This is a genomic window from Loigolactobacillus bifermentans DSM 20003 (genome assembly GCF_001434575.1).
Taxonomy (GTDB): Bacteria; Bacillota; Bacilli; order Lactobacillales; family Lactobacillaceae; genus Loigolactobacillus; species Loigolactobacillus bifermentans.
In genome coordinates this window covers 64,332-78,629 of sequence record NZ_AZDA01000079.1, presented here as the reverse complement: position 1 = coordinate 78,629, position 14,298 = coordinate 64,332, and the positions used below count along the sequence as shown (strand labels likewise).

The following is a 14,298-nucleotide window of genomic DNA, read 5'->3' as shown; positions in this document are numbered from 1 at the left end:
TGGTGTAGCAGCATTCTCGTTAAGGTTTAGGAAAAGATATGCATAATTCAGGTTAACTGTTACGGCGATTGCAGCAATGGGCTTAAACATCGCCACCCTAGGTTCAACGGTTTTTGCGGCAGATGGTGATACAGCAACAACGGCTACGCCAACAACAACTAACGGAACCATTAACTTAACCACTCAAAAAGGTGACGATGGTAAAACTGACAAAGACATTACGTTGGATTCAGCGCCAAACATTGATTTTGGTGAACACAATATTGACACAAGTGCCCAAACTTATACTGCTGAAAACATTGACACACCGATTCAAGTTACCAACCCAGGGGTTAACTCTGGCTGGACGGTAACGGTGGCAGCTTCAGAATTTAAAGGTGACAATAGTCATACCTTAAAAGGGGCTGTTTTAACGATTGGTAAAGGTACAGTTAGTACAGCTGAGGCCAACCAAAGTACCGCCCCAACAGCTACTGCCGTCACCACTAACAGCAGTGCGCAAACCATTTTCTCAGCCGCTGATGGCAACACTGGGGTTGGTGTTTGGCAATCCATGCCTGATAAAACAACCACAACCTTAGCGGTACCAGCCGGGAACGTTGCGGGTTCTTACAAGGCTGACTTAACTTGGACGTTAACCAACGCACCACAAAATTAAAATAAATTTAGTATTTTCGGTATAGATTTGCTATACTGAAACTAATAAAGCGCGTAAGCGGGCGTTAGCTGTCAGCCATTCGGGATACTTGGTCCTAAATGCGCGGGTTAACGCCTTTTTTATGCTTAAAGAGGAGAAGTTATGGTGAAAAAATTATGGTTAACGTTCGTCGCGTTATTTTGGGCGCTGCTGTTATTACCGGTTAGCGGCGTTCATGCGCAGACGCTGCACTATTCGGTTAGTGCAGAATTGCCTAGCAATCAGGTCGATGCGGATCTCAGTTATTTTAATTTGAAAGTCACCCCTGGCCAGCAACAGAACTTAACGATTCGGATTCAAAATACGGACAGTTCGGCCCATCAGTATCGGGTCAGTGTCAACCGCGCCGCAACGAATATCAATGGCGTGATCGATTACACCAAGCATAATGTGAAACAGCCCAATTCATTAAAGGCGAATATCGAAAGCATGGTGCCACAGCCTGAAACGGTGACGGTACCGGCTAAAACCACAAAAAATGTGAGTTTGACCTTAAAAGCCCCGCAAGAAGCGTTTCAGGGGATTGCCTTAGCCGGGATCCAGGTTGCTGAATTGGATACCAGCGCCAGTAATCAAAAGAGCAAGGGCCTAAGTTTAACCAACAAATTTGCCTATGTGATTGGCTTGCAGGTTCAAACGCAAGCAGATGTGACCCATGTGAAGCCCAAACTGGTGCTTCATTCTGTCAAAGCCAAACAAATCAATTATCGGAATAACGTTTCAGCGAATTTAGAAAATACACAACCGACTATCATTCATAAATTGAAAGTCAATGCCAAAGTTTTAAAACGCGGTAGCACTAAAGCGGTCTTTCATATGAAGAAAGCCAACATGAGTGTGGCGCCTAACAGCGCATTTGCCTTACCGATCAATGCCAATAACACGCCCTTAAAGGCTGGCAAATACACCTTGGATTTAACGGCCACTGCCAGTAACGGCAAGTATCATTGGCACTTCACCAAGAACTTTACGATCACGACCAAAACAGCGAATAAGTTGAACAAGACTGCTGTTGATCAAAAGCACAGTCACAATTGGATGTTATGGTTGATTATCGGTTTGGCCGTTTTGATTATTATTTTATTAGGCGTTGTGATCGTATTGATCAAGCGACGTCGACCATCAGATCAATAAGGTGATGGGTAAAAAAGGAGGGGGAAGTGTCATGAAGTTGATACGACAACTCATAAAACATAGTGGTTGGCTACTGCTTGCTTGCGGGCTGTTATTGGGCGCTAGCCAGGTCGTCCATGCTGATGATGCCCTACCAGGCTTTGGCCAAAGTGCACAGGTGAGTCCCTTTAATACGGACCCCAACTCGTACGGTGGTGATAGCAATACTGCCAATACGTCGCAAACAACTGGGTTTCAATCGTTATTACTGAAGCTACGCGTCAACCAAAGTCAAGTCTGGTCTAGTGGGGCAGATGTCTCCTTTGACCATGCTTGGGCGATGTCGTTTTGGACGTTGTTAGGGAAAGACAATGGCAGTACGCATAATGATGGGATGGCCTTCGTAATCCAGCCTAACAGTAACACGGAAAAAGTAAGTACCAGTAGCGCCGGTGAGACCCTAGGTGTTTATGGAGATGTGACCAAAGGGCGTGGTCTATTTCGTTCGGAAGATGACTATATTTCAGGTATTGCCAATTCAGCGATTCAAAATAGTGTAGCAGTAGAATTTGATCATTATTCTAATCAGGATGCGAATTGGGGTTCGAATTCAGCCTTTGACCAGAAAGTGACGAATGGGCCACATATTGCCATGACTTACCCTGCCTCAAAGACAAGCTATACAGTCGATGGGCCTAGGGGTAGCTACTTTGCTTATTTGAATCATAATGGTGTGATTGCCCTAGGCAGTGATGCAACGTGGCACCACGTTACCATTGGTTACACACCAATTTCCAGTACCAAGGGCACCTTAAGCTATTGGTATGATGATCGTGATGCAACCACCAATGCTCCTAAAACAGTTAACGAAGTGCGCAACCAAGCACTTGATCTCACACAATTAGGCTACAGTGCTGGTAAGAAGTACTACTTCGGTTTCACCAGCTATGACAAGGCCGGTTCTGCGGAAGAAAATATGAATCGCATCATTCTAGATACGTATTCAGATTACGTGAAAACAACAGCTTCTGGTCAATTAACGGATCATACCCAAAAGGATAAAACGATTAACAGTGGTGATACTGTTAATGGCGGGGATGAGTTGGACTATGCGTATACGCTGAAAGCTGTTTCTGGCTCAAAAACGTTGCAAAAGGCCATGCTAAAGGCAGATTTGCCAGCGCATGTGGGTTGGACCAAAGCAACGCTGAAAACCAGTTCAGGCACCACAAGTACGGTGGCATTAGCGGATTTGAAAACCAGTACAGGGGCCACGTTACCTGATTTAAAGGCTGGGGATGATGTAACGGTGACCTTAACGGGGACGGCTGAGAAGGTGACCACGGACACGAAGGTGGATGCTGCCAGCTATCAGTTCCGCAATGGCGGCGCCGAAAACTATTTACTGGCGAACACAGCGTTAACCAGCCCGACGAGTTTTGGTACCGGAACGGCTTTAGAAAAGCAACAACAAACGCCAGCTTTTACGATCACTCCTGGTTACAATGCCAAAGCGACAGTTGCGGTAAAGGATCTCAATGTAAAAGGGCAGCCAGATGTGGCCACAACCAAGGCGTACACCGGCGATACGCTACAATACGACTACACGTTGACTTACGGGGCGGATAGCCCACAGGATTGGCAGGATCCAACCGTTGACTTTAATTTACCAACCAATTTAGATTTGGCTAACGCCAGCGGTACAATGACGACCCAGGATGGTCAAACTACCAAGTTAACGGCAGATCAAATTAAAAATGGCTATCAGATCAAAGGCAACATGAAGACGTTACAAAAAGTCAGCTTTTCATTAAAGGTGCCCAGTAAACAACAAAGCGCTGATGTGGCCATTAAGACCACTACAGCGACGTTTAAAACGGATGCTCATTCGGAAACGGCTGATTTACCGGCCTATACTTTACACGGCATTCCAGATAAAACCAATGGCAATCTAACCGTATTGCCAGAGCACACCAAAATTGATGCCACTGCGCTAACGTCAATTCCTGTCACTGGTTTGGTAACAGATACCAATGGTGATGTGGATAATCGAAAAAATTCGGCCATTACTTTATTGATCCAAGTGAATAACCAACCGGTTCAGCGGATTCAAATGAGTGATGCCAATACCAAAGGTTACTTTAAATTTCAGTTGGCAGCGAATGGCATTTCACCCAGTGATTTAACCAGTACCGAGCAAAACCCCGTTTTAGATCAGGCTTTGGCAACCGGAAAAAATGTGGTGAAGATCCAGGCCCTTGATGAGTCTGGCAATCTATCGGCGCCAGCGCAAGTGGTGATTGGACAGCTGAGCTTAAATGTTGATCCTAATCTGAGTTTCCAAGATTATCAGTTAACCGGGCGGAGCGTTTTTGTTGCGTCACAAACTGGTTTTTCTGCAGCTGTGACCAATACCTTTAACGCCACTTGGTCCTTAACCTTAGCCGGTACCAACTTAACGGCTACCAACGGCAAAACATTGGCCGGTGGCTTGTATTACAAGTCCGGGACTGGCACTACGGCGTTAAGTGCACCTGTTCAAATTGCCGCTTCTGACACTGCCACACAGGACAGTAATGGAGTGACCAGCGTCACTGAGGACTGGACGCATGCCAATTTAATCACTGACGCGGCTTCCGGCCAAGGTGTTTTTGCACAAGTTCGGTCGGACGCCACGCCGGCCACCTATCACGGCACGTTAACTTGGACGTTAGTGAATGCCGCCCAGTAACCCTGCTCATAAACGAATGTGAATGAACTTATTTCTTAATGAATCTTAAAAGCAGCTAAGTCTTTGTGATGTTAGGACTTAGCTGCTTTTTTTTGGCTGAAATTCGTAAAAAATACTGATCAAAAGCTTAAATTTAAGTGGTATCGTCCAATTTTTTGTGGTATAAATAATAAAGTTATGAGTAAATCATTAAATTGAAGTAAAAATTGATTAAACTGCAATTAAAATGGAGGCCGGAAATGACGCATTGGGGATAGACATTGTGGCTGAAACAGTTGGTGGGCGTGCTATTGGGGGTGTGCCTGTTATTTGGCATCGCTGTTGTAGTGCAGGCGCAGACGAAGCATACAACGGCTGGCATTACACTGCAAGCCGATCCAAACGATTCCAATCGGACCTTGGCACTAAAGTCACTGCCTAATATTGATTTTGGGACACAACACATTTCAGTAAGCGCCAGTCAGTTTCAGGCCCAGTCGGTAGATGCACCAGTTGCGGTGGTCAACCCTGGCTTAAGCACGGGCTACACATTGTCGGTTCAAGCTGGTGAATTTACAGACCAGGTGAAAACGTTGAAAGGTGCGCAGTTGCGGTTTGCCACCACGACGGCGGTGCCAACGGATCAGTCCAATGTGAGCCAGCCACCCTTAAGTCAAGCGGTGACACTCGATGCCAACGGGGCTGCCCAACCATTGTTAGTGGCACCAGCTGGTTCAGGTGTTGGCGAATTTCACGCCACTTACACCAAACCACAAGTCGCGCTAAGCTTGCCAGCAGGTAATTTGGCAGGACAGTATCACGCCACATTGATGTGGTCATTAGCCGCAGTGCCTGTCAACTGATTTTATGTTCAGTTTTCAAAACTCAGACTTTGTGAAACTGAACTTGTTTCGCATTTAGATTCTCGTTATACTGTGAATACAATTGAAAGAACTGCTCACCTTTACGGTTTTATTGTAAAGGACGACCCGTCCGCAGGGAAACTTCACCCGCTGCGTGGCGGGCCTTTTTTATTCACAATTAACGATGGGAGGAAATCTAAATGTTGCGACGGATCAGTTTATTATTAGCCGGCTTGTTTTGCATGATGAGCATTGTGGCGCAGCCAGCCATGGCCGACACAGCCGCAACTACGGATGCCTCTTTGAACTTAACGGCAGGCGGTGCCATTACGCTGGATCAAGCACCTGATGTGGATTTTGGCACCCAAACGATTTCTGAAAAAGCGGCGACTTATACGACAAACTTAACAACGCCCATCCAGGTGACGAATCCAGGATTACAAGCGAATTATACGGTGTATGCCACATTAGGCAATTTCACAGCCGGTGATCGTATTTTGAAAGGCGCTGTTTTAACCTTTGGCACGGCAACACCCCTGGCTAAAGACAGTGACAATCAAAGTGGTGTGCCCACTACGCTGTCAAATCGTAAATTGTATGCAGGAATGACTGGCTTTTTTTCGCCAATGATGATTGCAAGCCCTGGTAGTGGTATCGGTGTTTGGCAAGATGTGATCCAATCCGCGCAATTAACTGTACCAGCCGGCAATGTGGCTGGCAGCTACCATGCGGATATTACCTGGACCATGACTAATGCACCGAGTTAATTGAAGTGAGATAAACAAGACCATTTAATTCCTGAAAAAGGAATTAAATGGTCTTGTTTTTATTTTTAGAAATTGCTGATTAGTGCGTGTAAATCGGTATGGTTATTAATTCACTTGACGATATGTAATATGTTATTTTTAGGTTGATAAACAAAAATATAAAAAAGAGGTGATAGGAATGAGATTAATAAAATGTTTTTTAACACTAATTACGCCAGTTATATTCGTTCTTTCAGTACAAAGTGTTTATGCTGATACCGTAACAAATTCAAACATTCAGAATGATTATGTTGAAGAAGATTCTGGAGTGAAAACAGCAACTGCTACGTCAATATGCAATGAAGAATCTACTAATGAACAGCCAGTATCGGAAAATAATGATATTGAGAATGAGGGGGGTGATAACAGTAATGCACCGATTGAGTCAACGAAAAATGCTGTTTCTACTGAAGATGCAAATACCGATGTATCTGTAAATGCCTCTAGTAAAGGAATAGATAATAATGGTTTTTCAAAAGAATCAAAGCCACAAATAGGGATTGATGAAAGTCAAAAAGATAGTAATCGTTATTCAAATGATAAAGTTTCTGAAGTATCATCGCTTAATATCAATAATGAAAATACTTACTATAGTGATATCAATACGATTGAACAAGATTATAGTATAAATGCATCAGAACAAGTTAATTTAAATTCGGTTAGTGATTGGATGCCAGATGTGAAATTACAATCAGCCGTTTATGATTCATTACATGATTTGGGACAAGCAACCAATGATCATGGTGGCTACATTACGACTGCTGTTGATCAGATAACCCAGGAAATGATGACGGATTTAAGATACTTTTCGGCTTCTAATAAAGATATAACCGATTTGACGGGATTACAATTTGCTACAGGACTTATTTCTGCAGATTTTTCTGGAAATGTTATTACGGAATCTTTGCCAGATTTTACTGTTTTTCAAAATTTAGTTGATATTGATTTAGGTGAGGTTCCATCGATTGTTTCTAATGAAACACTGCCAAATGGATTATCACAATTAAAGCATGTAACTGTGACGACCGGCTCTATGAACTATGGGCTACTTAATGCGCAATTGACTACTAGTATTATATTAAATACTGACTTTCTAAATGCTACGATGATTAAAGATGATAATATTTACAGTGGTAAAATATACGTTCCATTGGCTAGTGTTTATCAGGGGTATTTGCAGAGTGATGGTACGTACGCATATGGCGCTAATCTAAATGTGGTATTAAATGACGCTCCAGCCGGCTTGAGTTATGATTCAGTCAATCGGAGATTTGTTTTAGACCTAATTTTATTGGGCAATCAGTCATTAAATTTTAATTTTGAAATACAGGATTATGAATCTGGAATTGTAATGTATACGGGGCATGATTCATTTGAAATAGCACAATTCCCTGTATCAATCATCCCGAGCATTAACAATGACGTAGATCAAACGATTATTGATCAGCTCATAACACTAAATCAGTATGGAAAAACGCTGGATCTTAATAGCCAGATTGAAAACCTTCAAAATTATATTGAAACGCAACTGCCAGATGAAACAGGTGTATTATTTGAAAGTTATCAAGATGCTCAAGATAAGCAGACAGAAATAACAGAAACTAGTGGATTGTATTTATTAGCATTAGCATTGGATGGAAATTCTCAAAAATTTGATAAGTATTACCAGGCGGTTAAAGCACGTTTCTATAATGCTACTGTTAATGGCTTTTCTTGGAGTTATAATGCAACAACTGGTATTTTAGAAAGTGGAAGCGCCTCAATAGACGATTTACGAATTATTCAAGCAATGCTGATTTTAAATGAAAAGGATAATAACACTGAACGGATTTCAGAAGTCAATAACTTAATTTCTGGTTTTATTGGACTGAGTTTAAATAGTGACTATTTAATGACGGATGGCTCAGATTTCAGCGGTCATCAGGAAAGCCAGATCCGGTTGGATTACATTGATTTATCAGTTTTACAATATATTTATGAGTTAAAGGGCCTCAATACAAATGCACTACAAGAACAACTAAGTATTATTGAAAATGGTTATTTAGGGGATGATTTCCCTTGGTATAAAACATTTTATGACTATAATACAGGGTTGTATTCATTAAATGAAGTTGAGGGAACGTTAAATATTACTGACTCACTGTTGGTAATGCTCAATTTAGCGAAAGTTGGTAAATTACAAACGGCAAGTCTGAATTGGTTAAAAGACAACACCAAAAATGAAACAATATATAACAATTATTATCCAGATGGAACACCCGTTGAAAAGAATACAGCAGCATCGACATATGCTTATGTTGCTCAAATTGCCAGTGTCATAAATGATGAAGCATTATATACTGATGCTGTGAACGTTCTGAAAAATATGTTGGATAATGACGCTACAAGTCCATTATTTGGTTCTACAGCATATGATGGTCAGTCTGCTGCCTTTAATGATTTAAATGTATTAGTTGCATTTTTGAGCTAATTAAAATTAAGATAAATATAATTTTGTCGTTTATTAGCCTTAATTGTATTGAGTAAATTAAAATAAAGTCTTATTTAATATGCTGTAGAAATTAATATTTCTTTTATGATAACGGCTTAATTTAAAAAATCTCATATATTGTAAAAATTTAACTATTAAACGTGAAAAAATGCGTGTTTATTTGAGAATATGATGATATGATAGACCCATAATCTCATATAACATGCTCAACTTTAATGATGAAAAAAGCTTAAAGTACGACCCGTATTCGGAGGCCATTGGTCTGTCGGAATAGGGGTCGTTTTTATTTCCTGAAATAAAATGATTATAAAACGATAAGAATATTATGACGCGTGGTGCTAATCAAATATGACGACGCACTCATATTTAACGGCGCTTCGTCAAGTAGCGTTGATCATTCATTTTAAAAGCATCTAGATCTTAAGGGAGTTCAAAGTTGATTTAATCAATTGTGTAATTGCTGAAAATGACATCCATAATTGGTTCAGGAAAAAACTAGCAAATATTTGAATATTGGTAACAGTGACGTATTGGAGGGACACTTATGAGCAATATAGACAAACGAATTGGCATCTTGATTCCGGCATTAGAGCCTGATCAACGCTTAATTCAGTTATTGAATGACCTGATAAGCACGGAATTTATGGGCAACATTCTAGTGGTGGATGATGGTACCGTTGACCAGACTATTTTTGAGCAAATTAAACAGAAATTTGTTAACGCAGTTACCGTCATTCATCATCCGCAGAACTTAGGAAAAGGAGCTGCTTTAAAGACGGGTTTCAGATATTTTGAAAATAAGCTACCAGATTGCTTGGGGATCGCAACGTTGGATTCGGATGGACAGCATACTTTATCGGATCTACAAAAGTGTGTGGCGCTTTTTGCCACACATCCAGACGCGCTTATATTGGGGAGCAGACAGTTTTCTAAAGCAATCCCATTTCGCAGCCGTTTTGGGAATGTGTTGACTCATAATCTGGTGCGGCTTTTGACCGGCCTGCGGATTTCTGACACTCAGACTGGTTTGCGAGTGATCCCAATGTCGTACGCGCAAAAGGCGTTGTCTTTTGGTGGTGATCGTTTTGAGTTTGAATTTACGATGTTGCTTCAAGCGAAGGCTAACTCGGTTTTGATCGTGGAACAGCCGATCGAAACCATTTATCTGGATGGCAATGTAAGTTCGCATTTTCGCGTGATCAGAGATTCAGTCGCAATCTATCTGCGTTTCTTTAAGTTTGCGTTGAGTGGGCTGGTGTCGTTTGTGATTGATAACAGTTTATTTGCGTTATTCATCCATTTGTCACATGCTATGACACTTACTGAGGTGATGATGGCTACTGTGGCAGCACGCTTGCTTTCTGCAGTCGCTAACTATTCATTGAACCATCACATGGTTTTCGATGGGCAAGGTGAGCGAACTCTGGTAAAGTATGGGGCAATCATGGTGGTGCAAATGAGCTTGTCTGGTTTATTGACAGGGCTAATGGGTTCCGCGGTTGACTTGGTTGGGCATCAGACCTTAGGCTTGACGATAATCAAAATGGTGATCGACTTCTTATTGTTCTTAGTGAGTTATCAAGTACAAAAGCGGTTGATCTTTGTGGAGGCACATCCCAATGGACATGTCGAATAAAAAACGGTTCGTTTATATCTTGGCGTTGATCTTGTCAGTGATTTACTTGCTTTGGCGGGTATTTTTTACCATCCCGTGGCATGCCAATATTTTTGTGTTGATCTTTGCGTTATTGTTAGTCGGGAGTGAATTATTCTCCAATTTCACCGCATTCATCTTAATCGCGTTGCGGATGTTGAATTTCAATAAGCAACAAGCGCGGATCAAAGTGCCAGACTTTACCCCGGAGATTGCTTTGCCAGCAGTCGACATATTGATCTGTACGCACAACGAAGACATCGATCTATTGCGTAAAACGGTGAATGCTGCGACGTTTATCAAATACCCTGACCAATCCAAAGTCACCATTGCGTTATGTGATGATGGCAACCGACCAGAAGCTGCTGCATTGGCTGAAGAATACCATATCCGTTATATCGGTATGGAAAATAACAAAGAAGCTAAATCAGGGAATATTAATCATGCTCTTGAACAGCTTCATGCGCCATTGTTTGTGATATTAGACGCCGATATGATTCCATTTTCAACGTTTTTGTTACATTCAGTGCCGTTTTTTACCCAGAATTGGGCTGAACTTGCAGCCGACCCTGATCACACGAAGACGCTGGGCTTTGTCCAAACACCGCAAAGCTTCTATAATGCGGATATTTTTCAGTTCAACTTGTATTCTGAAAAGATCGTCGCCAATGAACAAGATTTCTTCTCGCGAGACGTGAATATCCTCAATGGGTCTAATCAAACGGCGCTTTTTACTGGTTCTAACGCTGTGTTTTTGCGTGAAGCCATCGACGCTGTGGGTGGTTTTCCCACGGATACTTTAACGGAAGATTTTGAGTTAGGGGCACGCGTCAACTTTGAAGGGTATACCAGCTTAGCGACTGAAGAACCTGAATCAAGTGGGACCACACCAGTTGATGTGAAAGGCGTGATCAAACAACGGACGCGCTGGGCCCGCGGGGTGATGCAAAGTTGTCGGAATTTGCACATCTTTATCAATCCTAAGATCCCGATACTCAACCGGATTATTTTGATCAATTCATATTTGTATTGGTGGTCATTTAGCCGCCGCTTGATCTATATTGCAGCCCCGCTATTATATGCGTTGTTTAAAGTCCAAGTGGTCAATGCGAATTTTTGGATTTTGATGATTGTATGGGCACCGGGTTATTTTTTGTTACACTTCGTCTTAGGTGATGCCTCTAGTAAGATCCGCGATGAGCGGTGGGGCGAAGTCCAAGAGACGTTTTTTGCGCCATATCTATTCTTGCCAGTGTTGCTAGAAACACTGGGAATCAAAGAAAAAAAGTTCAAGGTCACCAACAAAAAAGCACGCTCGACATTTAAGGATAGGTTGTACATTTTGCCGTATCTGATCATGTGGTTGCTGACGTTGATTGCAATCGTCGTTTTCAACTACGGCAAATGGGGCTCTGAAATTATTGTCGGCTCAGTGATCACCTTCTGGTTGGTGATGCACTTCATCAACTTGTCGTTTTGCGTGTTCATCTGCCTAGGACGCAGTATCGTGCGTAACTCGGAGCGTTTTGCGCGGCATGTACAAGGGGCCATGACCATTGATGGGATGGATGCCAAGATCATCACGGAAGATATTTCTGACGGCGGCTTCTCGTTTCAGTTTCAAGAGCCTGAACCAGCGCTTACGCGTGGCGACCAGTTCAGGGGTTGGCTAGATCATGAAGGACATCACATTAAGGTCACCGGGCAGATCATGCGCAAAACGACGGATGACGTGCCTAGTTATGGTGCGGTAATGACAGATTTGGCGACTGCCGCAGATCGTAATCACTACTTACAGCTGATCTACGATGGGGAAAATGAATTGCTGCCGGATGAACAAGACCGGTGGATCACGCCGTTTGATGAGTTGTATATGAATTTTGTCATGCGCTTCAAGCGACTGGATGCGTTGATGATCAAACTCAATCATCGACAACGGCCAAATTTTAAGGGGTAATGGTATGTTACTAGGAATTTTGGTATTAATTTTTTCATTATTAGGGTTTAATTTTGCCTTGCGGGTGGCAGGTGCCGAAGTTAATCTGGCGTGGCTGACAAGCATGTTGGTGCAGATCTTCGTGATGTACATTTTTGCGATGTGTGGTTACTTAGAACGAGGTATGTTGATCGTCAATATCCTAGGGTGTGGGTTGTTTGTGGGGGTGATCTTAGGCGTGGCCTTTGGGAAGCTTAACTTTCCGTTTGCCGGCACGCACTTGTTTGATATTTGGATGATTACAATGGGGCTATTTATGGGCGTGGTTCTTTATATCAGCCCGTTGATTCATTACGATAATTACACGCATTGGGCCTTGATCGTGAAGTTTATGACCTACGCCGGGCGCTTACCAGGTGCGCATGATGCCTTAGTCACCTACACGTCATATCCACCTGGTACCGCGCTGTTTATCACGAGAGTTGTAAAACTGCTGGGCTTTACCGCCGGTAACATGTTGGTTGCGCAGTTTATGTTGATTTGGGCGAGCTTATATGCGCTATTTGGGGTGTTAAAGGATAAATCCCGTGGTTTGTTTTCCTTGCTGTTGTGTTTTATCATCGCGATTTCCAATGTTTTCAATATTGCGATTCGGATGAATAACTTGCTGGTCGATTACATTCTGCCAGTGTTGGCAGTGGCAGGCGTTGCTGCAGTATATGTGTATCGTCAAAAGCCTTGGTGGCAACTTGGCAGCGTGGCCTTGATTGGCGCAAGCATCTTGTTAGTCAAAAACTCTGGGACGTTTTATGTGGTCGTGATGGTGGTGTACCTCGGCCAGCAAGTGGCGCACCTCGCGACTGGTCCGTGGTGGCGAAAAACGGTTCGAACTGTGGGGTCCATGGCCGTAGCCGGTGGGCTAGCCTATCTGCCGTTTGCTTGGTGGAATTGGCATGTCAAGCACACCTTCACCTTGTCCAAACACGAGATTTCTGCAACAGCATACAAAAGTCAATTGGCGCATGAGACGACGGCCCAAATTTTAGGAATCGCCAAGAAAATGGTCATGACGTTATTATCTGGCCAGTCGCTGTCTGCGAACGGTATCTTATTACTCAATGTCGCGTTGATCGTTGGCTGGTTGGTGATCCGGCTGTGGGGTAAACGGCGCAATGTGTTGCTTAAAACAACGCTGTGGCTAGATGTGATGTTTGTCTTGTATGTCATCAGCTTGTTTGGCATGTATGTCTTAGCAATGCCGTACAATGAAGCCAAGTTACTGGATGGCTATGAGCGTTATATGTCTAGTATCGTGATCTTTGGCCTGTTTTTAGCTGCAATGGTCGCAGTGGTGGTGATGGATGAAAGTATGTATGAGCAACGCTATGAAAAGCGCAGCCTGCGGACTTTTCATTCGATCTTCACAAAAAATGCCTATCAGGTGACAACACTGGTGTTGTTGATTTTTTCAATCATCATGATGTTTTCTGAATCAAATGGTACTGCATATGCCAACCGTCAAAGCAAGAACGCCTTACCGCAACAACTTGATCGGATCATGGATCAACGCACCAAGCTAAACCATGACAAAGTTGCGATCGTTGACCCGCATGCGGATGATGTGAACAGCTATTACGCTGGCTACGTGGGGCGGTATTATTTCTTTTCCGATCAAGTGGTCGGCCAAGAAAATTGGAACATGTCTCGCACCGCGTTCAAAAAATCTGTTTTGGCGTTTGATTACGTGGCGATTCCAGAATGGCATCGAACCTTTTCCGCAATGGTCAAGCAAGTTTGGGGCCAGTCGGTAAAAACCGGGGTGTTCAAAGTGACGAAAAACGGGCTAGTACGCGTGCCGAAATAGGCGGACTGGGTGACGTTGGATCGATAAACGCCAACTGCGGTTCCTTTCGCTCATTAAAAATGGGTCGAACTCGGAATTTTGAGTTACCTATTTTTGTAGCTAAAAGTCGCAGGCTGCATGATGACGCACGTTAGAGGTATTCTTAGGAGATAAATTCAAAATCG

9 protein-coding genes are annotated in these 14,298 nt (G+C 42.9%); all 9 read left to right on the top strand.

Translation table 11 applies throughout. The features are described 5' to 3' along the window. The first annotated feature begins 76 nt into the window (after window positions 1-76). The 9 genes from FC07_RS08900 (at window position 77) to FC07_RS08860 (ending at window position 14,134) form a co-directional block, all read left to right on the top strand. On the top strand, window positions 77-658 hold the full coding sequence (locus FC07_RS08900) for a WxL domain-containing protein (RefSeq protein ID WP_057904752.1): 582 nt from the start codon (window positions 77-79) through the stop codon (window positions 656-658). A 141-nt stretch (window positions 659-799) separates the two neighbouring features. Then, window positions 800-1,831: a WxLIP family cell surface protein gene (locus tag FC07_RS08895; protein ID WP_057904751.1), complete on the top strand. Its 1,032-nt coding sequence runs from the start codon at window positions 800-802 to the stop codon at window positions 1,829-1,831. Window positions 1,832-1,862: 31 nt separating this feature from the next. Beyond that, a complete protein-coding gene (locus FC07_RS08890; RefSeq protein WP_057904750.1) occupies window positions 1,863-4,541 on the top strand; it encodes an L-type lectin family protein in 2,679 nt (892 codons plus the stop codon). A gap of 260 nt (window positions 4,542-4,801) precedes the next feature. Next, window positions 4,802-5,383: a WxL domain-containing protein gene (locus FC07_RS08885; RefSeq protein WP_057904749.1), complete on the top strand. Its 582-nt coding sequence runs from the start codon at window positions 4,802-4,804 to the stop codon at window positions 5,381-5,383. A gap of 200 nt (window positions 5,384-5,583) precedes the next feature. Then, window positions 5,584-6,150, top strand: a complete 567-nt coding sequence (locus tag FC07_RS08880; RefSeq protein ID WP_057904748.1) for a WxL domain-containing protein — start codon at window positions 5,584-5,586, stop codon at window positions 6,148-6,150. A 178-nt stretch (window positions 6,151-6,328) separates the two neighbouring features. Continuing rightward, window positions 6,329-8,659, top strand: a complete 2,331-nt coding sequence (locus tag FC07_RS08875; RefSeq protein ID WP_155797794.1) for a hypothetical protein — start codon at window positions 6,329-6,331, stop codon at window positions 8,657-8,659. Between the two features lie 565 nt (window positions 8,660-9,224). Continuing rightward, complete coding sequence (locus tag FC07_RS08870; protein WP_057904746.1) at window positions 9,225-10,316, top strand: bifunctional glycosyltransferase family 2/GtrA family protein; 1,092 nt, start codon at window positions 9,225-9,227, stop codon at window positions 10,314-10,316. Beyond that, window positions 10,306-12,291 (top strand): glycosyltransferase family 2 protein, encoded by a 1,986-nt coding sequence (locus FC07_RS08865; RefSeq protein WP_057904756.1) that lies wholly within the window; start codon window positions 10,306-10,308, stop codon window positions 12,289-12,291. The genes FC07_RS08870 and FC07_RS08865 overlap by 11 nt, the downstream gene beginning before the upstream one ends. Before the next feature lie 4 nt (window positions 12,292-12,295). Then, window positions 12,296-14,134, top strand: coding sequence for a hypothetical protein (locus FC07_RS08860; RefSeq protein ID WP_057904745.1), 1,839 nt, complete (start codon window positions 12,296-12,298; stop codon window positions 14,132-14,134). Window positions 14,135-14,298: the final 164 nt, after the last annotated feature.